A 25,612-nucleotide genomic window follows, 5' to 3' on the forward strand; every position below is an offset into this window, starting at 1 on the left:
GCCGGATTTCCAACGCCTACTTAAATACGGAATCCTCAAGTCGCAGTCGATAGATTCGGCCGGAGTCGTATCCGACGATGTATAGCTCACCGGCTGCATCGACACCAAACGAGACGATCCGATCAGGAGATGTTCCGATCTCCCGTATTTTTTCCAGTGAACGTTGTTTCTGAGTCAGTCCCCAGACGCGTTTCGATTCGAAATCTCCAAAGATATACACACCGGAGAACGACGGACTGCTTTTTCCTCGATAAACGTGACCACCCGTGACTGAGACACCATGTTTGCGTCGCAGCGAAACCACGGGCGGCACATAGCGCAGGTCGGATTTGCGGTACTTGTCTGAGAACGGCAGGTGGCCCTCGTAAACATTCCAGCCATGGTTTTCGCCCGAACGAACGATTGTAACTTCTTCGTAATCCTTCTGACCAACGTCACCAACCCAAAGGTCATCCGTGACGGGGTCAAAACTCAGTCGCCAGGGTTGACGAAAACCCAATGCCCAAATCTCTTTCCTCACAGCCGGGTCCGGGTTGTTGAAGAACGGATTCGATTCCGGGATTGCGTACGGCAGTTGCGACGAGCGATTATCGACGTCGATGCGAAGAATCGAACCCAGCAGCAACCGGTGATTTTGGGCGTTCCCTTCCGGATCCTCCTGGGGCCCGCCATCACCAACGCCCGCGAAAAGCAGGCCATCCGGGCCGAACACCATCACTCCACCGGTGTGAGCGACGGTCCATCGCCTGACATGAATGAGTCGGCGTGAAGGCACACCGGCATCGCGTCGAAAGTCTTCGCTCGCTTTTCTTTCAATGATCACAGCGCCCTGTGAGCCGTTTTCGTGAACGTGGTGGTAAACAAAGTACCTGCGATTGGTCAGGAAATTCGGGTGAAATGCCATCCCCAGAATGCCGGTATCCCCTCCTGCGATTGCTTCGTCACTCAGGTCCAGAAACAGCGATTTTTCGTCACCGGAATCTTTCTTCTCAAGCAGCCAGATCTCAGGCGGATTGTGTTGTGCCACAACGAAACGATTCGTTGTACCAGGAACCACGTCGAACCAAATCGGTCGCTCAAAACGGATCTCGTCAGAGTGCAGTGACTCGAAGCTGACCGGTGTCTCAACACGGGAAATGTTTTCCGGAACAGCAGACTCAGACACCGCTGCCGGCGCAGGTTGTTTGAGTGTTGCAAGCCAGGAAATGAGATCCGCAAACTCCTGTTGTGTGAGCAGCCGTTCGATTCCGGTCGGCATCAGTGATATTTCGTTCCGTTTTTCTGCGATGATGGTGTCCACAGAAAGCTGAATTCGCCTGTTGTCAGCCAGCAGCAGCTCAACTTCGTCAGGATCACGTCGGGTGATAATACCGGAATGTACCTTGCCCGATTCGGTCACAAACGTCGTGGCAGCGTAACCCGTCAGAATAAAATCGCCGGGTTGGAGCACAGCGGTGATCAGCTTGTCACGGGAATATTTGTCGGCAATTCCCAGCAAATCCGGGCCGGCCCGCAGACTTCCCTCACCCACACTGTGGCATCCGGCACAGCCAGCTTTCTTTTGACCGAAGACAGCCTTCCCGCGGGCAGCATTCCCCTGCACTTCTGCGGCAAATTCCCGGTATGCCTCCACAGTGACAGCCGGCTGCAGCTGAAGCGTGGCAGAGATAGTGAACATCCAGACGACAAGACTCATTTGATTCAGCATAATGCGGTGGCCTTGCGAATACTATTCGTTCCGGTTAGCACTGCTGACTCATTAGAACATATATGGTTTGATTCGGGTTTTCAGAGTGAACGGCGGCAGCGTTTCGGAGTGGTCGTTCGCATGGCGTGACGCGCCGCCTCGTGAAAACACAATCTCAAATTTCGTGAAGCCCTGTGAGGATTCCAACGATGAGTAAAATTGAATTCGATTATCGCAGCTGTGACCGGGAGATCTGGGAAGAAGAACTGGACGATTTTGTTCCCGATCGTATCCTGGACGCCCACATCCACCTCTTCTGGAAATCCTGCCTCGACAATGTGAAGCCCCGCTTTCCGGGTGCGGACGCAAACATTCAGACCCTGAACAAATGGGCCGAGGTACTCTATCCCGGTCGGAAAATGCAGTATCTGATTCTCGGAACTCCACATCCGGGAACTGATGTTGCCAAGCACACTGATGCCGTGCGACAGGACATTGCAGGGATCCCGGGGGTCCGGCACAATCGTCTGGTGACTCCCTCATGCAACATCCAGGACATCGAACGTGACCTGAAAAACCCACAGTTCATCGGGCTCAAGCCTTATCGCACGTATTCGGTAACCGGAGACATCGCCGAATGCCGGATCCATGAATTTCTGCCACACGAACAGCTGGAACTGGCAAACCAGAACGGCTGGTGGGTCACCATGCACCTCTCCCGACTCCACGGCTGCGCCGATCAGTACAATCTGGATGATCTTGAGGAATACACAAACAGACGATATCCAAACGTCAAATGGCTGCTGGCCCACTGTGCACGAAGTTTCACCTACTGGCCGATTCGCCATGCCGTGGAACGCCTCCGTGACATGCCAAACATCTACTACGACACCTCTGCAGTGACCGATGTTCGGCCTTATGTCACGCTGTTGAAAAACGAGGATACCCGACGCATATTTTGGGGTTCCGACGGCGTGGACGCGGCATTTTTCCACGGCCATTACGCAGCACTGGGTCGCGCCTGGCAGCATTACGATGCCGATCAGGGGGATCTGAAGTTTCCGCACTGTGACGGACGACCGATTCTTGCCGTCTATGAACAACTCATGTCACTGAAGTTTGCCTCCGAGATTGCCGAACTGTCGCGCGACCAGATTGAAGGACTCTTTTGGCGCAACGCGGCCACTGCATTTGGTGTCAGCGACGACGAAGGAGCTGCAAACAGCTGACCCCGACGCCGGATGACCGGGAGAACATCTCAGAGGAACACTGAGGTGCCACTGAACTCTCACAACACCGACACTCCTTCGGCGGGACAACAGCCGTTAATCGATGTCCAGGTCGCTGAGGTTGAAATTGCGAATATGTGATTTCTTTGCCGCGTCTTTAAGTTTCGACACCACAAAAAATTTATGGTTGGCCACGGCCTGCTCTGTCAGATTCAATCTTCGAGCCACGTCCCTGTTGGCCCAGCCCAGCACAAAAATCAACTCCACGCACTGCAGTCGTTCCCAAGCTCCTGTACTCTTCAGGTCCGTGATCAGCGTCCGCAGGCATTCTTCGACAACACGGGATTCCTGATCCGACTGCTCGTGACTTCGCATCAGGCTGGAGGCCGCTCGATCCCGACCCGCAGGTTCCCGAACAGATCCTCCGGAGCTTTCCGGCAACATCAGCGGGATTGTCGGACGACGGCCCGTCCTTCGCATGGCATCGATCAGTTTGTGGGATGCAATCGAAAACAGCCAGGATTCCAGCGGAGTGTTATGATCGTAGTTAGGAAGAGCTTTCAGGAACCCCATAAAAGTTTCCTGAACGACGTCTTCAGCCTGAGACCGATCGCTGAGTCGACTGCGGGCAAAGGCAATCAAGCGACCTTCGTACAGGTCAATGCACTCCTGCCATGCGTCGGATTCACCCTGACGAATGCGTGCAACGAGTTGTTTGTCGGCTTCACTGGATGGCATAGAAACTGGAGAGTGAACGTGACGAAACGATGACGGACGATCGTCCTGTTCGTCGTCAAAAACACGGTCGTATTTCCTGTCGTCTGCGACGTGATCGATTTCACACGACGGTCAACAGTCCGAACCGGCCGGGATGTCTGATGACATCAGACATCCAAATTGTGCACGCGGGTACCACCTGAGTCAATTCTGCTGAGTCAGCGCTGGTCGAGTGGAGTCCATTCACGGTTCTCCGGTCCGGTGTAGTTTGCACCCGGCCGAATAATTTTACCTTCTTCCCTCTGCTCAATCACATGGGCACCCCATCCCGCCACGCGGGCAATCACAAACAGCGGGGTGAACATATCTGTGGGCACACCCATTTGGTTGTATGAGACTGCTGAAAACCAGTCCAGGTTGGGAAACATCTTCTTACTTTCCCACATCACGGTTTCCAGACGAGCCGCGATATCAAACATCTTTCGATCACCGGCCTCGTCTGAGAGCTGTTTGGCAATCGATCGAATCACTTCATTGCGGGGATCTCCTGTGGTGTACACCGGATGTCCAAAGCCGATGACGATTTCCTTACGCGCCACGCGTTCTCTGATATCAGCTTCGGCCTGATCCGGATTGTCGTAACGACTCTGTGTATAGAAGGCGACTTCGTTTGCTCCGCCGTGCTTTGGACCTCGCAGAGCTCCAATGGCTCCCGTGATCGATGAGTACAAATCGGATTCCGTACCGGCGATCACACGTGCGGTAAACGTAGAAGCATTCAGCTCGTGTTCCGCATACAGGTTCAGAGAAGTGTGCATTGCACGAATCCAGGATTCGTTCGGTTTTCGCTGATGCAGCAGTTCCAGAAAGTGTTCTCCGATGGAATCCGCGTCGGACGTGACTTCGATCCGCCTGCCGTCGCGTGCAAAATGATACCAGTAAAGAAGCATCGACGGGAAAGCAGCCATCAGGCGGTCAAAGTGTGTTCGCGCCGCTTCCGACGGATGTTCTTCCGATTCGGGGAAGCAATGGCCCATCATGGAGCAACCGGTGCGGAGCACATCCATCGGATGCGCTGTTTCCGGAATCAGTTCCAGCGCGCTTATAACGGTAGCCGGCAGCTCACGAAACGACTTCAGCCGGGATTTGTACTCAGCCAGTTCAGCCGGATTTGGAAGTTCGCCGTGAATCAGCAGCCAGGCAATCTCTTCAAATTCCGCCGTGTCGGCGAAATCGAGGATGTCATAACCACGATAGTGCAGATCATTTCCGGTATTCCCGACAGTACAAATCGCTGTGTTGGCCGCGACCACACCCGAGAGTGCAACGGATTTTTTGGGTTTTCGGGTCGGTTGTTGAACGGTTGTCATGTCAGTTGGTCTCCGTAAGGAGTCAGAACGTTATTCCGGACCCGGATCAGGCGAGTGACATCCGCTTTAGACGGAACGCTGTGATCCATCGCGTGCGAACAAATCATCCAGTTTCTGTTCGTAGTCATGGTAACCCAGTAACTCATACAGTTCTTCTCGTGTCTGCATTGTATCGACCACTGCTTGTTGGGTCCCCTGCGTCCGAATGACCTGGTAAACATTCCTCGCGGCTGCGTTGGCAGCTCGAAATGCGGAAAGCGGATACAGTGCAATGCGAACACCCGCACCCGCCAGTTGTTCAACCGTGAACAGAGGTGTCCTGCCAAATTCAGTGATATTGGCAAGCACCGGCACATCGAATGCCGCTGAGAATTTCTGATATTCGTTTAACGAATTCATCGCTTCCGGAAAAATCATGTCAGCACCAGCAGCAACGCACGCGGCAGCGCGTGCGATGGCGGAATCAATTCCCTGTTCAGCATAGGCATCAATTCTCGCCATAATGACAAAATCGTCATTCAGCTTGGCATCGACTGCAGCCTTAATGCGGTCAACCATCTCATTTTGCGACACGACAACTTTATTGGGTCGGTGCCCGCAGCGTTTTTGCTGTTCCTGATCTTCGATGTGGACTCCGGCGGCACCGGAGCGATCCATCATACGAACCGTGCGAGCGATATTGAAGGCCCCGCCCCAGCCGGTGTCGATGTCCACCAGCACCGGCAGTGTGGTGACGTCGGTGATCCGGCGCAGATCAATCAGCACGTCTTCCATGGAGGTAATGCCCAAATCCGGAATGCCGCACGATCCGGCCGCAACACCTCCACCCGACAGATACAATGCCTGAAACCCGCTTGATTCGGCCAGTAAGGCGTGGCAGGCATTGATCACACCCACACACTGGAGTGGAGATTCTTCAGCAATGGCAGTGCGAAGATGAGCTCCTGGACCTGGCATGGCATTCGACCGTCAGAATTACGGGAAGGATCAGACGTTTGGTCATGCTCCGGGATTTTGCCGTGACTATCCACGGACGGAGCCTGAATTCCGGGAATCGAGCACACAATTATCGATCCTGTCCCGCGTGTGCCGGACAATATGGCCCGTTATCGTGTCCTCTCACCGCCAGTGACATGGCGGCACCTGCGACGAGCGTGAATGATTCATGCAGACCGCTTTCCCTTTTCTAAGTGGTTAGATAACGGACCCAGGAATCGCAAACTTGTCCAGCGATTGCCGCACGCTGTCGAGTATCGCGTTGACGAAAAGAAGACTGACCTGGAGGCATGATTTCGTAAGGCGACTAATAATGGCAAGGCCACCCCACAGACTTGTCAGCTCGTGATCATGCCGTCCCTATCGGTACTCCGACCAGGACAGGCCGAAAGTATCAGCAACGGTCTGGCTGGTCAGTTTGCCATCAATCATATTCACTGCCGCCGCCAGACCTGCGTCCTTTGACGTCGACTGGACCAGTCCGTCGTTCGCAATCCGCAGAACATAAGGGAACGTCACATTGCACAAAGCATAGGTGCTGGTTCGTCCGACGGCTCCCGGCATGTTGGTGACACAGTAGTGCACAATATTGTCCACAATGTACGTTGGTTGGGAATGTGTTGTCGGCCGCGAGGATTCTGTGCAGCCTCCCTGATCAATGGATACGTCGATGATGACTGCGCCGGGTTTCATTACTTTGAGATCCTCAGCTGTGACCAGTTGAGGAGCCTTGGCGCCGGGAATCAGGACGGCTCCGATGACCAGATCAGCCCGCTGTAGCTGGTCACGAACATTGTGTCGGTCGCTGAACACCGTGTTGACATTTGCCGGCATGATGTCTTCCAGATACCTCAACCGATCCACATTGATGTCCAGTATGACAACATCCGCCTGAAATCCGGCCGCAATCTGCGCCGCGTTTTTGCCAACGATTCCGCCGCCAAGGACGGCAATGTGAGCCGGAGCCACACCGGCAACGCCGCCCAGAAGAATTCCACGGCCATCCTGCGGACGTTCCAGGTATTTCGCCCCCTGCTGCACACTCATCCGTCCGGCCACTTCGCTCATTGGTGTCAGCAATGGAAGGTTTCCGTCTTTGCCTCGCAATGTTTCATAGGCGATCGCCGTCACTTTCGATTCCAGCACATTTCGCGTCAGCTCCTCATCAGCCGCAAAATGAAAGTAGGTAAAAAGCATCTGGCCTTGTCGCAACAGTGGCCATTCTGATGCCAGCGGTTCTTTGACCTTGACCACAAGGTCTGCAGCGGAAAAGACCTCACTGTGGTTTTCGACAATCGTTGCGCCGGCAGCGGCATACTCGGTGGCAGGAATTCCGCTGCCCGCGCCGGCTTCGCGTTCAACCACGACCTGGTGGCCTGCAGCCACAAGTTCCTCGGCGCCACTTGGCAGCATTGCCACTCGGTACTCGTCCGTTTTAATCTCACAGGGAACGCCAACAATCATAGTTTTTGCTTTCCGAAGCCGCTGATTCACAAAGTTTCCCTACCGGTAACCAGCAGTGAATTTCCGGACCGATCAGACGGTCCAATAGCGCCGACTTTCGGCAGTATGGACATTTCGAGCGACCTGGCCAGCGATGCGCCAGGTTCGGTCCGTTCACGGGAGCCGTTCGTCCGGATTATCTTTGGTTCACAGAGGAACAGGGAACCGGCACAGGCCGAAAGTTGTTCCGTCAATGTGGTTACTTAGGCAGAGCGATCTGCCATTATGGGGAATCTGCAGTGATCAGCAGGAGATAACGAAGGTGTTGCGAAATCGCAGATGATTTTACCTTGCTGCAGATTTCTCGGTACTTTTCTGAGCTGCCGGGGTTAGTTCCTGATGTGTAAGAAGAAAATCACGCTCAGGGATAATTCAATGCGACCGATATTCTGTGGATTTTTCACACTGGTGATCACGACCGCAACGTTGGCCGACGATTTCTCGATGGCCCGACTTGCCGCAAAATACCGGGCGATACGTCCCAATGACAATGAGCTTGCCATGTATCGGCTCGACTGGGCAGAGTCACTTTCGGTTGCCCGGGAGCGTGCACAATCAGAAAACCGACCGGTATGTCTTGCGGTGATCCACGCCCGCTACGGAGACCTCACTTCCGGACACTGCTGAGCAACAGCTACGCAGGTCCGTGGGACCTCACTTGTGGATGGGGCAGTGGTCCGCGCACTGCAGCCTTACATTGTAACTTCGTGGCACGGTCATCGAGACGATCCCGATATCCCCGAAGCGGTGCGCCGCGTGTGGCAGCAAAAATTTGCTGCAGGCCACAAGACTCGCCCTGGCAAACGTCTAAACGTGCCTTCAGGTGGGCCGCAGAGTCAAAGCAATGTCGACATTGTGATTCTGGATGCGGAAGGCAACCTGGTTCACTGGTTTGATGCGGCGAGGTCGGCCGGCCGGGACGAGCGGGGAGGCCCAGGAAAACGGAATCGACGTGGAAAGAAAACCCGGCGAGACCCGCAGTCACTCGCCAAATACACGGCTGCACAACTCAAGCTGGCTTCCGGCAAGCTGGGTCTTGACACCAGTCACCGGCACAAACTGCGACCGGTCACACTGCCGCAGCTGGACGGCATCCCGGGGATACGCATCCTGTGTACGCTGGAGGACGACCGTATGGTGGCCTACAGCGCGCCGACCGTTGAGGTGGTACCGATTAAGAGTGCTGAGCGTTCTTTGCTGACCTGGTCCGACCAAAAACGCACCGTCGACGCCGGCGAACTCCACAGCTGGTTCAGCCAGGTCTATCCGCCGGGCATCATGGAACGTACCAATCCTCAGACCAAAGAGGTTTATCGTATCCAGTCGGTTGAGGGCACGCTGACTCTTGCCCCGGCCGGTCACAGCAGCGGGTACCGATTGATGGTTCTCACGGGCACGATTGGCCTGACCGACGAAGGCGAAGACCATTTCCGCTACGATGGCCGGCTGGAGATTCTGCTGGCCTACCCGGAAGAGAGCACCGACTTTTCAGCGGTGAAGGGCGTGTTTGAGGGAATCTATCCCCGATGGGACCGAATGCACAGTCGCCGGCGCAACATTCCGCTGCGGGCCGTCTTCGAATCAATCGACACCGATTTATGAATACACCTGGTTGATTATAATCGTATGCAAGGGAAGGTTCGGTTCCCGGCCGCTGACTCTGTGACGAACATAAAATCTATGCTGAAGCAGGACGACAGTTTGCTGTAGTCCTGCGGGGCAAGCCCCCGTAACAAAGCAATGTTGCGAAATAGTTTGTTCATCGATTCGTATTCTTCGTGGTCGTTATCATGCGTTGGTTAAAGACATTCCTGCCTGCCCTGATGGCCATCGCCGTCGTTTGCCCTGTCTCCAGAGGCTCCGCAAAACCCAATATCGTTCTGATTTTAGTGGATGATCTTGGATATGGAGATTTAACAAGCTTTGGGGCGGACGACCTGCATACGCCACATATCGATGAATTGATGTCACGCGGGATGCGTTGTGACCAGTTCTACGCAAACTGTACGGTCTGCTCTCCAACCCGGGCCTCTTTGATGACAGGTCGCTATCCGGATTTGGTGGGCGTTCCTGGCGTTATTCGTCAGTGGAACGATGACAGTTGGGGGTACCTCGACCCGAATGTCGACACGCTTCCACAACTGCTGAAAACCGCAGGTTACAACACGGCGATGGTGGGCAAGTGGCATCTGGGGTTTGAGCCCCCGAACACACCGAATGTACGCGGGTTCGATTTTTTTCACGGATTTCTTGCCGACATGATGGACGATTACCGGTCACACCTTCGAGGTGGAAAAAACTGGATGCGACGCAACCAGGAAGTCGTTGATCCCGAAGGACACGCGACCGATCTGTTCTCACAATGGTCGATTGATTACATCAATGAACACAGCGGACAGGACACACCATTTTTCCTGTATTTGGCGTACAATGCACCACATTTTCCGATTCAGCCTCCAAAGGAGTGGCTGACGAAGGTGAAATCCCGTGAACCTCAGCTCGACGACACTCGGGTTGCCAACGTGGCGTTCATAGAGCATCTGGATAACGGCATCGGCAGCGTCGTGGCTGCAATCAAAGCTGCCGGTATCGAAGACAATACGATCGTGATCTTTTCTTCCGATAACGGTGGTTCGCTTTCACACGCCCAGAGCAACGGCGCACTGCGGGGCGGAAAACAGGATCACTGGGAAGGAGGGATTCGTGTTCCAACCTGTGTTGTGTGGCCAGGTAAAATCCCGCAGCAGCGATCGAACGCCATCGGAATGACGATGGATTTCTTACCGACACTGTGTGAGATCGCCGGGGCGGAAGTCAGGGGACCCGTCGATGGCAGAAGTCTCACCGATGTGTGGTTCCGGAGTGCTCGCGGAGATTCACAACGTACCTTGATCTGGGTCCGTCGTGAAGGAAACAGACGCTACCAGGGTCGTGCTTATTATGCGATTCGAAAAGGACCATGGAAATTGCAGCAAAGTTCACCCTTCGAACCCATGGTGCTGGTGAATCTGGATAAGGACCCAGGTGAGCGGAATCCACAAGCTGCCGATAATGAGATCGCCGGTCGTTTACGAAAGGAACTGATGCTGCATTTGCAGCGCGCCGGAGCTGTCCGCTGGCAGCCGTAAGCAACCATTTTTCTGAAATCATACTGGGAACAGTGGTACTGTCGGTCGTTGAATTAAAAACAATGAACCTGACATCTGATTCTTCTGCAGCGGCCAACAATTTTGCGCAACAGGGCGCCAGCCTCAGTTGGAATGTCGGGCCAAATTTGTAATTCCGAATCACTCTAGATAACCCGGTGACGGACAAGAGTATGAGCCAATCCTATGTTTGACTTCATTTTCCGACGTGGCAATCCGACGAATGACTGGCATCAACCGCCAGATTTGAAGCTGACTGCTGAGTTGGATATGCCGTCCCTGAACGGAATCCGACTTGGCGCTCGATTCGATCAGCTTTCGTTTCTCGGTCGAAACGATGCCTCTCATATGGGCACTCTGTATTACTTTAGTCTGGGAATCGGCATTGACCGTGCGGAAGACGAAACATTTGATGGATATGTCGTCGTTTTAGACGAACACGACCAGCCGTGTTCTCCTTATCGCGGAACGCTCCTGTGGAAACATGGTCAACTGGATCTGAATCAATTGACCCGAGACCGTTTGTCCGAAATGTTTGGAGAGTGGTACTGGATAGACACTGATGCCGATGAATCTATTGCGTTCTATGAGTATCCCGACTACGAAATGCAGATTGAAATGGCCCCCTGCGGAGTGGTCAGGCGATTGCTTCTGACAAGGTGTCCGCTGATGTCCGATCCTGCCCAAAGGGATTCGTATAATGTTGACAAACCGTGGCCACCAAAATTCGGCAGCTAACAATCGGTTGTCCCGCAAACTCAGGCCATGCGGCTTCCGAATGTAATGACGTGTACCGCAGCACAGTGACGCTGTATCGAACACATGATCAGCGATTTCGTTCGTGTATCGTCAGCTGCGGACAACATGCGAATTATCCTGCCATCCCGACGGTCGTGACTCGAATGACAATAGATTTCCTGCCGATGCCCTACGAATTCGTCTGTCGTTCACAAAAAGAACTGATGCTGGGTTTCCAAGGTGCCGGTGCCATCGTTCGCTTTGATCAACAGTGTTCTGTGAACTCACAACGGTAATGGCAGTAACGCTTACAGAAGAATCGAAGTCTATGAACCAGACGTTCGATCTCCTGCAGCATTTTTCTGGTATCAGCTGTAGCACATATTATTCGGTTGACCACACCGTCAGCAGTCTCAATAGGACTGGACTGTCAGGCGGGCCAGATCAACGTGAACCTCAACGGGTGCATCAGCTCCGTCTCGAATCACATCCAGATAAAGATGTCCATCGGAAACAGTAATGGCTTCGGACAGGTCGAACTCACTGGTAATCGAACCGCCATTAATTCCGACAATCATGTCACCAACCACGAGTCCTGCCAGATCAGCCGGGGAACCCGCATTAACTTTCTGAATCCCGTAAGCTGACAAGTCCGGAATCAGGATGCAGTCAATTCCGAAATACCAACTGGTGGCAACGATTCCAGGGCTCGGTGGACAATGGATCACTCGGAAATGGCATGGTGTCCAGCAGTCCCAGTAGCCTGGAGTCACGCAATAGTCCCACCAGTGACAGTGGTACGTGTCCCAGCAATGTCCGACAACGAAGTCCAGCCACCAATGACAGCGGGAACCCAGTGTTAAATTCCTGAGAGCCATTCTTCGCGATCTTCGGTACTGATTCGATAACCCAATTCCCACATGATAGGAACTACGGTTGCGTATCCTCGACAGCCCACCACGCAGATCTTTCCAATCGACCCTCTTCCTCAAATCCGGCTTGCGACCGACTCGGTTTCTCAAAACATCTTTGAAACGCTCCAATCCAATATTCGGTTTTCCGGAGCCAGTTCGACGCTTATTGCCCCGACGCTTATCATCGGGACGTTTTTCGATCTGCCGTTTGTCACCCCGACGCTTATCATCGGGACGTTTTTCGATCTGCCGTTTGTNNCCCCGACGCTTATCATCGGGACGTTTTTCGATCTGCTCGAAAAACGTCCCGATGATAAGCGTCGGGGGAACAAACGGCAGATCGAAAAACGTCCCGATGATAAGCGTCGGGGTGACAAACGGCAGATCGAAAAACGTCCCGATGATAAGCGTCGGGGGAACAAACGGCAGATCGAAAAACGTCCCGATGATAAGCGTCGGGGGAACAAACGGCAGATCGAAAAACGTCCCGATGATCTGCCGTTTGTCCCCCCGACGCTCATCATCGGGACGTTCTACGATCGGACGCCTGTCTGCGGGAGTCTTACCAAGGTCTCGTTTCGGAAGTTTAAGAACTGGAGGTTTAGCCGTCAGAGACTTCAGCTTTCCCTGTGCCTTGGTTTTTGGACTCACTTTCGGTCGGTTGGCTTTGCGGGTGACCCCGCGCTGAGAAGCTTTTTGTTTACTACGCACCGAACGATTTTTTAAACTCGACCGCGTTGTTTTTGGGCTCACTTTCGGTCGGTTAGCTTTGCGGGTGACCCCGCGCTGAGAAGCTTTTTGTTTACTACGCACCGAACGATTTTTTAAACTCGACCGCGTTGTTTTTGGACTCACTTTCGGTCGGTTAGCTTTGCGGGTGAGGGCTCGTCGAGACCGCCTTTCGTCGTTACGCGCCGAACGATTTTTCCGTCTTGCCGAATCTTTGGCGGCTACCAGGACTCCCGACTTAAAACTTTTCTTCCGACCTGAAGATTCAGCGAAACTGTGAGACTCGTTGATGACCGGCAACATCGTGCAAGCTGCGATCATGATAATTTTGACTGGTTGTAACATTGTGTCACCCCCGTAATGGATGGAATAACAGAAGGCCTGTCCTGGATGCTTTTCCATGAAGCGTTCTCTGTACCACTTCAGCAGCATTTTTTGCCCATGGGCGGGCAGGGGGTGTCCGAAATTCCAGTCAGTCGACACAACACATTGTTATAAAACATGTTACAGCTGACAAAAAAAATCGGCCTGAGTGGTGCCCGCAAACGTTGACCTTGATTTATTTTTCTATTCCTAAGCCTTTAGTGTCTCTTTTAAGCGGCGCGTTGTTTCTGTATGAGGTCATTTCGATTGCGCTTGTGGTTTGGCGGAAGCCGTGAGGATGAAGCTTCCGCCATCAGGTCATCCACATTTCTCCACATTACGGAACTCGTGCTGTCTTCATAGATTCGGGCTATGGTGCGCAGTTCGTACCCGAATGACGTGTCCCGCCTTGTAGTCTGGGCTCGGAGTGAGAGTGAGTTGGTCTAACACAGAGGCCGTGGCAAAACATCACGATCGTGTAAGCCTCACCGGGCGAACGCGCGTATTTTGATCCGCCATACGATTCTGAACGAATCGAAAATCTATGGAAAAACCAGAACGGTTTTGAACTGGCTGATCAACAGGACTGCAAAATCATCCTTCAAACAGTTTTACTGTCCCGGAAAGAAACGAGCTCACAGCGATGAAACCGTAAGCTCGTTACTTGTTAGCCGGACCAGTCCCTGTTCAGGGCAGGATCAGTCGTCTCGTCCACCCAGCAGTCCCGCACGCATCAAATAGTACAGCAGCGTCAGTAGCGTTGAGATGACGGCGGCAACATAGGTCAAAGCCGCCGCATTGAGTGTGCGGTCGATGCCGACTCGTTCATCGGTGTCGACGATACCGGCTTCCAGAACCAGCCGTTTGGCTCGTGCAGTTGCGTCAAATTCAACCGGCAAAGTTACCAGCTGAAACAGCAGTACGGCCGAAAAAAGGATCGCTCCAAATCCCACAATACCGGCACTGGACATGAACAAACCGACAACCATTACCAGATATCCGATATTGGAACCAACGCTGGCCATGGGTACTAACGCGGAACGCAGACCCAGTGGAGCGTATCCCTCGGCATGCTGGATGGCGTGACCGGCCTCATGACAGGCAATGCCGACGGCGGCAACCGACGTGCTTCCATAGACATCACCGGAAAGAGCCAGCTGTCGTGACTGAGGATTGTAGTGATCGCTGAGATGTCCCTGCGTTGCCACTATGTCAACATCATGAATACCAGCGTTGTCCAGCAGAACTTTGGCCGCCTGCGCTCCGGTAAAACCTCGCCGGGTTCTTACTTTCGAATAGCGATTGAACGCCGTTCGAACCATCAGGCTGGCAGCCCCGGAGATGATCATGCCGGGAATCAATACGTACAGGATGTAGCCCATATCGAAAAACACGTTGAATGCCTCAAATCGGTGCAAAAGGAAATTTGGTCACTGGAACTGGGCTGCTGATGAGTCAGTTGGCGCGGTGCCATCCGGTAAGTGTTGCATCCGCACCTAAGAGATCAATCCAAAACTTTCGGTGAAGCCATATTTTGAAGTTGACGATTGATCATTTAATCGGGCTATTCATTCTCCCTCATAGCCTTTCACTGCGTCATCGGTGATGACGCAGTGATTTTTGACATCGATCACGATGAAGCTCACCGGCGATGCGATCAGCAGCCGCGAAGCCAAACACGGATCTGAACAAAGCCGGATTCCTGAGCACGGTGGAGAACAGTCAGAAATCAAGCTGACCTCATTTCAACGTGGGCTGATGTCCGGTTCCGGATGGCCGTGCCCGATCAGCAGAGAATATCCTGAAGAATTCGACCGTGGACATCGGTCAAACGCTGATCTCGCCCGCTGTGGCGGTACGTCAGTCGTTCGTGGTCGACTCCCAGCTGATGCAGCACGGTGGCGTGAATGTCGTGGATGGTGACCAGATTCTCTACCACGGAATTACCAAATTCGTCAGTTTCACCATACGTGATTCCCGGACGAAATCCTCCACCTGCCAGAAAAATGGAATAGCCGTTCACGTGATGGTCCCGACCACAGCCATCTTTGACGGCAGGAGTGTGTGGTGTTCGGCCCATTTCCCCGGCCCACACAACGATGGTCTCATCCAGCAGGCCGCGCTGTCTGAGATCAATGATCAATGCCGCAACAGACTGTTCAGTGATTCGTGCATTCTTTTCGTGGTTCTGTTTCAGCAGACCGTGTTGATCCCAGGGAGAATTGTTGCCGTCAAAACTCGGGCAGGTGATTTCCACAAAGCGAACTCCGGCTTCGACCAGTCGTCGTGCCCGAAGCGTCTGCATAGCGTAGAGATGCTGATGTTCGTCTGACGAATTAACACCATACATTTTTCGGATGTGTTCCGGTTCTTCACCGATATCCGCCACCCGAGGAATAGTACTCTGCATTCGAAAGGCAGTTTCGTAGTTGGCAATGGCGCCTTCGATGGACTGAGGAGACGCGGTTTGCTTAACAAACTCCTGATCCTGCTGCAGCAACAACGCCAGTTTTCGCTGCTGGACGTCACGTGTGTCGGAGGGAACGATGTTGTCCACAGGTGTACCGCTCGGACGCAGCATGGTGGCCTGATGGGACGCGGGTAAATAGGAGCAACTGAAATTCTCAAGGCCGCCGTTTGGTACCCAGTCATTGTTGAGTACGACATAGCCAGGCAGATTTTTGTTTTCACTGCCAAGGCCGTAAGAAATCCAGGAGCCGATGCTTGGTGCGTGTCCGTTGATACGTCCGGTATGCATCAGCAGGTTCTGCTGTCCGTGCAGAGGCAGTTCGCCGCGCATTGACCGCACGACACAGATTTCGTCAGCGACCTCAGCAATATGGGGAAACAGGTCACTGACCCACATTCCGCTTTGGCCGCGTTGTCTGAATCGCCAGGGACTTCCCAGCCAGACTCGATTGGCGGCCGATTGTGCTCGTTTGGAAACGGCATCTGGTCCGATCGCCTGACCCTGATACTTTGTCAGGTCGGGTTTCGGATCAAATGTGTCCACGTGACTGGGACCACCATCCATGAAGCAGAAAATCACATTTTTTGCACGTGCTGTCTGAACAGACAACGGTGCCGTTACTCCGGCAAACGATTGATCCGCCAGCAGTCCGCTCAACGCCAGCCATCCGAAACCGCTGGATGCGTTTCTAAGGAATCCCCGGCGAGACGGATCGCCAGAAATTCTGCCAGGACATTGTGGATAAAACGGCGTGGGGAACATCATTTAAACTCTGACCAACGGTACTCACAGTCTACCATCGAATCAGCCACGGGAACATGCCGAAGTACGGATGCCGCAGTATGGACAATGGATTCGGTCCGTGCTGATGGGTTATCAGTGATTCCGTCCGGTGATGACAGGTTTTGTAGGGATAATTCGGAGTACAGTCGTTATGTCAGCTGCAGTGCACACGGCGCCGATGGCGGGGCCATGTGCACTGCAGATGCCGGGTGGTGGCGTGCAGCAGACATAACGGAGCCATTTTCATCTAATGTTCCCTGATGCGAATATTGCGCCACGCCACGTCGAAGGGACCGGTTCCTTTTTTGATGCTGTGCACCTGCAGTCCAATGCGACCTTTTGGGTGAGTTTTGTAAATCCCTTCATCCGTGAGGTCTGCAATCTGTTCGCCATTGATCCACGTCTGGATTCGAGCACCCCTGGCAACGATGCGAAACCTGTTCCATTCGCCGTTTTTCATGTGGTTGTGAGCAGCATTGTTTTTTGGCTCGGGTGACAGCCATCCGCGCCCGGTAGCTTCTCCGTAGATGTAGCCGGATTGACCCGGACTGGCCTCAATCTCCACCTGTGGACCGTGAAACCGACCCAGACCGCTGTTTTTGTTCTTTCTCTGTTCTTCTGTCAGGTCTGCTTTCGTTTTCCCTCTTGAGCGAATCTGGCATCCTGAATTCAGCAGGTCGTGAACCTTGACTTCGAACTCCAGCTCGAAGTCTCCGTATTCCTGTTCGGATGCCAGAAATGTATTTGGACTGCCTTCAACCGTTTTGCCGTGAATTGTTCCGTTGACGACTGTGTATTGCGCTTTGCCGAGGTCATCTCGCTTCCAGCCATCGAGAGTCTTGCCGTCAAACAAAGATTTCCAGCCATCTTCAGCAAAAGTCGAACCGGTCCCGTGGAAAATTAAAAATGCTGCCAGTGCAACACGGATGAGTAATTTCATGACGAAAGTTCCTGAATGAAAAGACATGGTATGCAGGTCATTGAGATTCACATCGGACAGTCAGCAGGATTCTGGTTCCTTCGTGGAACAGTTTGCCACTTGCGATCAACTCCGACATCATCACTTCACGAGTACCTGAATTCCGGATACTCCGGCAGCGGACCTATCAAGCTGACCCGGTCATCGTGAACGTTGATCCGGTGAATTCGCTGTCGATAATCAACGGAGTAGAATGTGACCGGTGGTGACAGACACCAGACTATCACCCGACGATTATTGCAAACAAGCCGCTAGGGCCGTTTTTTGAATACAGCGACCTGCTCTTCCACCGGCTGGTCGGGCAGTGGTTGAAGCGGTTATCCCCGTCCCGAGTCCTTCAGTTACCTGGCAGTTGAATCCGGAGGGCTGTCGGTGGTATTGCAGATTGCCGACCTGTCGTAACGCGGTGTAACGGAATCGACCCACTTGGGGCGTTGTCGGTAACGTTGTTCAGTATATTTATTGCCACAGCAATAGCCGATTTCGCTGAGATCTCGGTATCGTGTGCATTCCCTTCAGCAACGGTTAAGATCGTGATGGTTGCAGAACTCTCCATTATTCTGAACACGGGATGTCATTGAATGTTGCGACTTAGTTTTGTTTTTACCGGTATGTTGACGTCCCTTGTCTGTTTCGATGAGTTTGCTCAGGCCGCTGATGTCAGCTACTTTCGACATGATTACGGGATTGCTCAGGGGGACGCCGCTCTGCCGGAAGATTTTGGTGAGGAATCCGGTCGTGTCTGGCGTGTGCCGACGAGTTCCGGTATTTCTTCACCCTGTGTGCATGGGAATTTCGTTTTTCTCACTACATATGATGAAGCCTCATCCGAACTGGCAACTGTTGCGCTCAATCGGGAGACCGGAGTGACACTGTGGAAACAGGTGGCACCGGCGCAGCGGATTGAAGACGTCCATCCGACAGGTAATCCGGCAGCCTGCACTCCCGCGTGTGACGGCGAACATGTGTATTCGTTCTTCGGCAGTTACGGGCTCCAGTGTTTCGATGTCAGTGGTGAACTGATCTGGCAGCGTGCGATGGGACCGTTTCAGGATGAATTCGGTGCGGCCAGTTCTCCGATTCTGGTTGATGACCTTGTGATTCTGAATGAAGACCACGATGTCGACAGTGTGTTGACGGCCATAGATAAACGGACGGGTGATATTCGCTGGACCACGCCCCGCGACGGATTCACTCGCAGTTATTCCTCTCCGATTCTCCTTGAAACAGCGGGTGAACGGTCTGTTGTGGTTGCCGGGGCGCTCCGACTGGTGGCCTATGAAATTGCTACCGGAAAGCCAAGGTGGTGGGTCAACGGGCTGTCGCGGATTGTGGACCCGACTCCGGTTCTTGCAGACGGTCACCTTTTTATGGCGACATGGACACCAGGTGGTGATTCTTCCAGTCGCATCTCGATGGGACCGTATGCTGAAGCTCTGAATACGTTCGACAGTGATCAGGATGGATTGATCGCCAGATCAGAGTTGAGTGAAGGACCCGTTCTGTCTCGATTCTTTCGCATTGATCTGGATCAGGATGAACATCTGAACAATTCCGAGTGGGACGCCCATGCTCGCGTTTTTGAACTGGCTCAAAACACGGCCATGTCGATTCGGCCAGGTGGAACAGGGGATGTGACGGCATCGGCCATCGAATGGACCTATCGGAGAGGACTGCCAACCGTTCCCAGTTCGATTGTGTACGACGGGGTGCTGTATATGGTGAAGGACAGCGGGATCATCACTACGCTTGATGCCACGACCGGTGATTTACTGAAACAGGGTCGATCGCGTGGTCCGGGGAATTACTATGCCTCCCTGGTCGCCGGGGACGGCAAGGTCTACATGTGCAGTGAGAAAGGGGTTATTACCGTTTTGAGTGCAGGACGTGAATGGTCGATCCTGTCATCGCATGATTTCGGTGAGCGGATCATGGGGACACCCGCGATCAGAGACGGACGGATCTACATTCGCACCGATGATGCCATGTATTGTTTTGGTGGGTGAATGCGGGAGTGTGACAATCGAAATGCCGAAAGTACTGCAACGGAGAATCGGGATGTTCACCCGCAGTCATCACCGCGGGTGATATGTGGGACCAGGTTGAGTAACAGCATCCTGCATTGACGTTTTTGTCTGCAACCGCAGGTGGTATCCGTTTCCTGCGGATGTCACCTGAAGCGGATCCATACTCTACGATTTTTTCCGATGAAACGGGGACGAGGGGCATCACACTGCCGGCGATTTATTTCGGGACAACAACCGGACGGTTGTGACCGGAACGTAAGGGTTGTGAACAGTGAACCTTTCTGTTCGACCGGTTGCCGCCAGTCAATAGTGTGAAGGTTACTGTCATCTGAAACAGGCATGAGGTTACTATGTTCGTTCATCCGCCCGCTCGTATTGGCGATCGCCTGCAGGATGTCGATACTCCTGCCCTGCTGGTTGACCTTGACGCGCTGGAACACAACATCAGGCGAATGCAGAGCGCAGTGGTTCGGCGCGGTGTGCGCCTGCGGCCGCACTCAAAGACTCATAAATGTGCCGTGATCGCCAAAATTCAGATGGACCACGGTGCCGTCGGGGTCTGTGCTCAAAAAGTGGCGGAAGCCGAGGCATTGGTGTATGCGGGTATCGACAACGTATTGGTGAGTAACCAGGTCGTTGGTCAGCGTAAACTTGAGCGTCTTGCGGCACTTGCCAGGCAGGCGGTGGTTGGTGTCTGCGTGGACGACGCGAACAATATTGCTGAGATGAGCGAACAGGCGGTTCGATTTGGATCGCAGCTGAATGTGCTTGTGGAGATAGAAGTCGGTTCCGAGCGCTGCGGTGTGTTCCCCGGGGAGGCGGCGGTGACTCTGGCCCGTCAGATAGATACTGCTCCCGGGCTTCGTTTTGGGGGGATCCAGGCGTATCACGGGGGAGCACAACACCTTCGTCGGATTGAAGAACGGCAAAAGGCCGTTGCGGATGCAGTGGCCCGGACCGCGGACACGGTCAGTCGGCTGCAGGCGGCCGGACTGGACTGTGAAACCGTTGCCGGTGCGGGCACTGGCACCTATGAATTTGAGCGTGATAGTCAGGTCTTCAATGAGCTGCAGGCGGGGTCTTACATCTTTATGGACGTGGACTATGCGAAGAATTTTGATACGGCAGGCAACCCTGTGAGTGAGTTCAAACACAGTCTTTTTGTGTATACCAGCGTCATCAGCCGTACCGCGGATGTGCGAGCTGTTGTCGATGCCGGTTTGAAAGCCTTGAGTTTTGATTCCGGTATGCCTCTGTTTGCTGATCGTGAAGGACTGACCTACTTTCGACCTTCTGACGAACACGGCCGTGTTCTGTCATCGAATGGAAGCCCCTTACCGGATCCGGGTGAAAAATTTCGACTGATCCCGGGTCACTGCGATCCGACCGTTAACCTGTATGACTGGTTCGTCGGTATTCGACAGGAATACGTCGTGGCCCTGTGGCCGGTTGTGGCACGCGGCGCACTGACTTAGCACGCAAGTCTGATTTCGCACAGATCGCAAATGACACAGATGAGCAGGAGTGTTTGTGGTTACTCAGTGACTCGCAGGCGGCTCGGATTTGTGTTTGCGCAAAAACGGAACCGTCCGGGCACACGTCTGTTTGCGAATCCCTGCAATGAAGATTATCGACCGATCTGCCACGTTAAACGTCCAGATCCTTGACATCGAGGGCATGTTTCTCAATGAACTCGCGGCGAGGTTCAACCTGGTCGCCCATGAGCACTCGAAAGATTTCGTCGGCTGCTGCTGCGTCTTTCATGCTGACCTGCAGCAATGTTCGTTTTTCCGGATCCATACTGGTTTCCCAGAGTTCGTCCGAATTCATTTCTCCCAGTCCTTTGAATCGGGTGAGCGTCAGACCTTTTTCTCCCAGTCGGCGCAGCGTGGGCAGCAGGTCCCGGAGACTTGCTACGTTCACAGTCTGCTCATCGCGATCAATACGAAACAAAAACACCTGTTCCGCATTACGAACTCCGGCGGCCACAAAATCGTCAACGCTCAGACCGTAATCTTTGAGCCGGGCAAGATTCTCATTGATCGTTTTTACTTCATGCAGATCGACCACCTGACAAATGGGTCCAGTCGCTGCCATTTCATCATCTGGGTTGTCAGGATCTTTTTCCGTCGCGTCTGCTCCGCTGAGCTCATGAGCTGATTCCAGTTCGCGAACAAAGGCATCAGAAGCATCACGGTCGAAGAACCAGCGTACCGTGTCCCCGTGATCAACCCGAAAACGCGGCAGACGACTTTCCTCGGTCAGCCCTTGGTTCTTCAGGTGGCCGATGTCAATTCCGCGGCGATCCAGCAGTTCGAGTGGGTGTTCCATTTCTCCGAGGATTTCCACAACCCGCCGCAGATTGTCTCCCTCGAAAACAGTTTCATCGGCTGTGACAACCAGTTTTGCTCCGTCGACTCCCAGGCCGATCAACTCATTCATCATCTGTTCGTGAGTCTGCACGTAGCGGGTCTTTTTCTTCTGCACAACACGGTACAGCGGAGGTTGCGCGATATAAACGAAACCGCCTTCCATCAGTTCCCGCATGTGACGAAACAGAAATGTCAGCAGCAGCGTCCGGATGTGACTGCCGTCAACATCCGCATCTGTCATCACGATGATTTTTCCGTAACGTCGTTTGCTGACGTCCAGTCCTTCACCACCGGCGGCTGGTGAAAGTCCGATTGCGCGGAACAGGTTTGAAATTTCATTACTGTCCAGAATCTTGACGAGCTGTGCCTTTTCGACGTTCAGAATCTTTCCGCGGAGCGGCAGGATCGCCTGAATACTGGAATCACGACCCGTATCTGCAGAGCCTCCGGCAGAGTCTCCTTCCACCAGATAAACTTCGGTGGATTCAAGATCACGGCTGCGACAGTCTCGAAGTTTTTCCGGGAGGCCGCCGGTGGTAATCGCCCCCTTGCGGCGCACCATCTCGCGGGACTTGCGTGCTGCTTCACGGGCTTCCGCTGCGTTGATCGCTTTGTTGACCAGTTTTTTTGCGTTTCCGGGATTCTCTTCGAGGTATTTGGTGAGACCTTCAGAAAAAACGGACTGTACGACACCGTCCACTTCCGGGTTGACCAGTTTAACTTTAGTCTGGGCTTCGAATTTCGGGTCCGGCACACGCACGGATACAACGGCCGTGAGTCCTTCACGAAAGTCTTCTCCCGACGGATTCACATCCTTAAACAGTCCGGATTTTTTGCCGTAATTGTTGAGGCTGCGTGTCAGGGCCGTTCGAAATCCGCTGATGTGTGTGCCACCGTCACTATTGAAGATATTGTTGGCGAACGGACGTACGTTCTCGGTGTAACCATCGTTTTGCTGCAGAGCGATCTCGACGCGAATTCCTTCCGATTCGCCCTGAACGTGGATGATGTCCTGAATAATCGGAGTTTGAGTCCGATTGAGATATCGCACGAATTCAACCAGCCCGTCGTCGTATTGGAATGACTCATTCTGATCAACGCGATCATCCTGCAGGGTAATTCGGATACCTGGTGTCAGGAACGCAAGTTCCTGCAAACGTCGTCGGAGCGTGTCGAATGAAAAAGTGGTATCCGGGAAGATTTCCGGATCCGGCTGAAACGACAGTTTGGTCCCGGTTCGGTCCGAATGGCCCAACTGACGTAGTTCCGACGATCGAACACCTTTTTCAAAATCCATGATCCACACATGACCGTCCCGCTGAACTTCGGCCGTAAGCCAGGCACTCACGGCGTTGACGGCCGTAATTCCGACACCGTGCAGCCCGCCCGTACCGGTCTTGTACCCACTGTCACGGTCGAACTTGCCACCTGCATGGATTTCGGTCAGCACAACCTCCAGGGCCGAACGAGCATCGTCCTTGAGATCACTCACAGGGATTCCACGTCCGTCATCAGAAATCGAAATACTGTCATCAACGTTGATATGAACCGATACCTCGGACGCGTGTCCGTTGACGGCTTCGTCAATACTGTTATCGACAACTTCAAATACGAGGTGATGCAGACCTCCGGCGCCGGTATCGCCGATGTACATCGCGGGACGTTTGCGAATTCCTTCGACCCCTTTCAGGTGCCGAATGTCATCGCCCGTGTAATCGTTGGGTGTGGTTGCTTCTGACACGTTTGTTCCTCTTATTGCACATCCAACAGGCCTGATGAGCCTGCTACCTGACTCGCACAAATTTTAAAGACTGTATTTTCAGGTCCACATAGTTCGACTGTATCGTGCTGAGCAAATCATGTTTGAGATAACTGCTGAGTTCTTCCAGAACAGCACTGTTGCGAACTCCGATTTCCAGTACGCCGTCCCGCAATCGTCGGACATAAGACCGCTGACTGATTCGGTCACCGGCGACTTCGGCCCACACGGCATTCAGACGCTGCTGTCCGGAGACTTCGGCAATTCCCCGGTGGCGAACCACAAGGTCCAAAAGACGCCCCAGAGATGTCGGGCGGTCGTAGGATGACCCGTTCAATGTCAGCTCCCTGCTGATTCTTTCCTGTCATTTGCAGCCAACCACCGGTCTGGAAGCGAAATCGGACAAAACCTGCGTCATTGATCTGTTTTGCCGACATCGACCATGCTCTCGAAATTAACGGTCCTGAGCCAGAGGCATGATGACATAGGTGTACGAATCTTCCACTTTGAACACGGCGGCCATGTCTCCGCTGGTGAGCAGTAATTCCACCAGCGATTCAGGCGGCAGGACCTTCAGGAAATCAGACACATATCTTGGATCGAACGTAATACAAATGTCATCACTGGTGAATTCAATCGGAAGTTCCACGCGGGATTCACCGACATCCTGAGCACGGCTGTTGAGCTTGAGGGTGTTGTCACTAAACAGAAAATCCACACCTCGACTTTCTTCATCGGTCACAATCTGTGCCTGGCGAACAGCAGAATGAAACGGTCCGACTGACAACGGCACTGTCACAGTCGACTCCTTGGGAATCACATCGCGGTACCGCGGAAACCTGCCTTCCACAAGTCGACTGTAGACGACGCACCGTCCGGACCGCATCAGCACATCATTATCCCGCACAGCAACATCAACATATTCAGCATTGTCATCAATGGAACGTTCGAGAAGAGACATTGCACGTGCCGGAACGACAGTCGTGCGTTCCGGAGCTTCAGGGTTACCTTGGGTTTCGCAGGCGGCAGAGGCAACTGCCAGACGCCGACTGTCTGTCGCGGCCAGTGTCACCTGGTCTTCACCGAACTCAACCAGAATACCTCCAAGAGCATACCGAGTGCTCTCCACGTCAGTAGCGAACGATGTTCGACGAATCATTTGCCGGAAGACTGATGATGGAATACGGAAATAATCTGATTCACTGAATTCCGAAACAGGAGGAAATTCACGGGGATCTTCTGAGCTCAGTTTAAACTGAGACGACGATGTCGTGACCAGCAGTGTCTGCTCTTCGGCGTTGATCTCGAACTGCTCATCATGGAGTTCGCGCAGGATGGAGGCGACTTTTTGTGTCGGTAGCAGAGCTTCACCTGTGGAACTGGATGTGATGCCTTCGACGCTGAATCGGATGGCGACTTCCTGGTCGGTACCGATAAGCTCCACTCCGCTGGAATTCAGCTGCATATAAACGTTGCGAAGGATGTCCCTGGGAGTACGACTGGGAACCGCGGCAGCAGCCGACTGAAAGGCGTGTGTGAATTGATTTCGATCACAGGTGAGTTGCATTTTTTTCCCAGGATTTCCGAAGAACAGGGATCAATTGACAAATTGTTGGCTCAATCGCACATCATAGCAGAATCGGGTCTGTCGGGCAGCGGACTGCACCGTCGGTTCGCAACGATTACGACAAATTGGAGTCGTCGTAATGTCTTTTAAAACAATGGGTTACATACAGTCGTTGCAAACTGTTGGCATCACGCGTTCGAATCCACGCGTTCTCAGACATTCACCCTTGCCTGCCTGCCACATCACACCGGGGTGAGTCCTTC

Annotated in this window: 18 protein-coding genes and 1 pseudogene; 7 read left to right on the plus strand and 12 right to left on the minus strand. The window is 53.4% G+C overall.

Annotated elements, in window-relative coordinates; genetic code table 11:
• Positions 1-16 precede the first annotated feature (16 nt).
• Positions 17-1,708, minus strand: coding sequence for a PQQ-dependent sugar dehydrogenase (locus tag MK110_01225; protein ID MCH2209895.1), 1,692 nt, complete (start codon positions 1,706-1,708; stop codon positions 17-19).
• Between the two features lie 188 nt (positions 1,709-1,896).
• On the opposite strand from MK110_01225, the gene MK110_01230 reads away from it, so the two are divergent.
• Positions 1,897-2,916 (plus strand): amidohydrolase, encoded by a 1,020-nt coding sequence (locus MK110_01230; GenBank protein MCH2209896.1) that lies wholly within the window; start codon positions 1,897-1,899, stop codon positions 2,914-2,916.
• 96 nt (positions 2,917-3,012) lie between these two features.
• Here the strand turns inward: MK110_01230 and MK110_01235 are convergent, their stop codons facing one another.
• From MK110_01235 to ald, 4 genes are all read right to left on the minus strand, one after another.
• The gene (locus MK110_01235; protein ID MCH2209897.1) at positions 3,013-3,654 is read right to left on the minus strand and encodes an RNA polymerase sigma factor; all 642 of its coding nucleotides are present in this window, start codon (positions 3,652-3,654) and stop codon (positions 3,013-3,015) included.
• A gap of 197 nt (positions 3,655-3,851) precedes the next feature.
• Positions 3,852-5,003 carry a 2-methylcitrate synthase gene (gene prpC, locus MK110_01240; protein MCH2209898.1) on the minus strand — a complete coding sequence of 384 codons (1,152 nt, stop codon included), beginning with the start codon at positions 5,001-5,003 and terminating at the stop codon, positions 3,852-3,854.
• 66 nt (positions 5,004-5,069) lie between these two features.
• On the minus strand, positions 5,070-5,960 hold the full coding sequence (gene prpB, locus MK110_01245) for a methylisocitrate lyase (GenBank protein MCH2209899.1): 891 nt from the start codon (positions 5,958-5,960) through the stop codon (positions 5,070-5,072).
• A gap of 399 nt (positions 5,961-6,359) precedes the next feature.
• The gene (ald, locus tag MK110_01250; GenBank protein MCH2209900.1) at positions 6,360-7,463 is read right to left on the minus strand and encodes an alanine dehydrogenase; all 1,104 of its coding nucleotides are present in this window, start codon (positions 7,461-7,463) and stop codon (positions 6,360-6,362) included.
• A 414-nt stretch (positions 7,464-7,877) separates the two neighbouring features.
• Between ald and MK110_01255 the strand changes: the two genes are divergently transcribed.
• The 4 genes from MK110_01255 to MK110_01270 all read left to right on the plus strand — a co-directional run bounded on the left by MK110_01255 (position 7,878) and on the right by MK110_01270 (position 11,386).
• On the plus strand, positions 7,878-8,129 hold the full coding sequence (locus MK110_01255) for a hypothetical protein (protein ID MCH2209901.1): 252 nt from the start codon (positions 7,878-7,880) through the stop codon (positions 8,127-8,129).
• Between the two features lie 45 nt (positions 8,130-8,174).
• Positions 8,175-9,104, plus strand: a complete 930-nt coding sequence (locus MK110_01260) for a hypothetical protein (protein MCH2209902.1) — start codon at positions 8,175-8,177, stop codon at positions 9,102-9,104.
• A gap of 188 nt (positions 9,105-9,292) precedes the next feature.
• Positions 9,293-10,630: a sulfatase-like hydrolase/transferase gene (locus MK110_01265; GenBank protein ID MCH2209903.1), complete on the plus strand. Its 1,338-nt coding sequence runs from the start codon at positions 9,293-9,295 to the stop codon at positions 10,628-10,630.
• Between the two features lie 204 nt (positions 10,631-10,834).
• The gene (locus tag MK110_01270; GenBank protein ID MCH2209904.1) at positions 10,835-11,386 is read left to right on the plus strand and encodes a hypothetical protein; all 552 of its coding nucleotides are present in this window, start codon (positions 10,835-10,837) and stop codon (positions 11,384-11,386) included.
• A 413-nt stretch (positions 11,387-11,799) separates the two neighbouring features.
• Here MK110_01270 and MK110_01275 read toward each other — a convergent pair whose 3' ends face one another.
• The 4 genes from MK110_01275 to MK110_01290 all read right to left on the minus strand — a co-directional run bounded on the left by MK110_01275 (position 11,800) and on the right by MK110_01290 (position 17,585).
• Positions 11,800-13,011, minus strand: a complete 1,212-nt coding sequence (locus tag MK110_01275) for a PDZ domain-containing protein (protein MCH2209905.1) — start codon at positions 13,009-13,011, stop codon at positions 11,800-11,802.
• 1,079 nt (positions 13,012-14,090) lie between these two features.
• Entirely contained in the window at positions 14,091-14,810 is a 720-nt protein-coding gene (locus MK110_01280) for a zinc metallopeptidase (GenBank protein MCH2209906.1), read from the minus strand.
• Between the two features lie 368 nt (positions 14,811-15,178).
• A complete protein-coding gene (locus tag MK110_01285) occupies positions 15,179-16,627 on the minus strand; it encodes a DUF1501 domain-containing protein (GenBank protein MCH2209907.1) in 1,449 nt (482 codons plus the stop codon).
• 265 nt (positions 16,628-16,892) lie between these two features.
• On the minus strand, positions 16,893-17,585 hold the full coding sequence (locus tag MK110_01290; GenBank protein ID MCH2209908.1) for a DUF1080 domain-containing protein: 693 nt from the start codon (positions 17,583-17,585) through the stop codon (positions 16,893-16,895).
• Positions 17,586-18,205: 620 nt separating this feature from the next.
• On the opposite strand from MK110_01290, the gene MK110_01295 reads away from it, so the two are divergent.
• Positions 18,206-19,630 (plus strand): PQQ-binding-like beta-propeller repeat protein, encoded by a 1,425-nt coding sequence (locus MK110_01295; protein MCH2209909.1) that lies wholly within the window; start codon positions 18,206-18,208, stop codon positions 19,628-19,630.
• A 371-nt stretch (positions 19,631-20,001) separates the two neighbouring features.
• Positions 20,002-21,126, plus strand: a complete 1,125-nt coding sequence (locus tag MK110_01300; protein ID MCH2209910.1) for a DSD1 family PLP-dependent enzyme — start codon at positions 20,002-20,004, stop codon at positions 21,124-21,126.
• A 172-nt stretch (positions 21,127-21,298) separates the two neighbouring features.
• Here MK110_01300 and MK110_01305 read toward each other — a convergent pair.
• The 3 genes and pseudogenes from MK110_01305 to dnaN all read right to left on the minus strand — a co-directional run bounded on the left by MK110_01305 (position 21,299) and on the right by dnaN (position 25,349).
• Positions 21,299-23,761, minus strand: a pseudogene (locus MK110_01305) (DNA gyrase subunit B).
• 46 nt (positions 23,762-23,807) lie between these two features.
• The gene (locus MK110_01310) at positions 23,808-24,119 is read right to left on the minus strand and encodes a DUF721 domain-containing protein (protein MCH2209911.1); all 312 of its coding nucleotides are present in this window, start codon (positions 24,117-24,119) and stop codon (positions 23,808-23,810) included.
• A 117-nt stretch (positions 24,120-24,236) separates the two neighbouring features.
• Positions 24,237-25,349: a DNA polymerase III subunit beta gene (gene dnaN / locus MK110_01315; GenBank protein ID MCH2209912.1), complete on the minus strand. Its 1,113-nt coding sequence runs from the start codon at positions 25,347-25,349 to the stop codon at positions 24,237-24,239.
• Positions 25,350-25,612: the final 263 nt, after the last annotated feature.

Origin of the sequence: Fuerstiella sp. (assembly GCA_022447225.1) — a bacterium.
GTDB lineage: Bacteria > Planctomycetota > Planctomycetia > Planctomycetales > Planctomycetaceae > S139-18.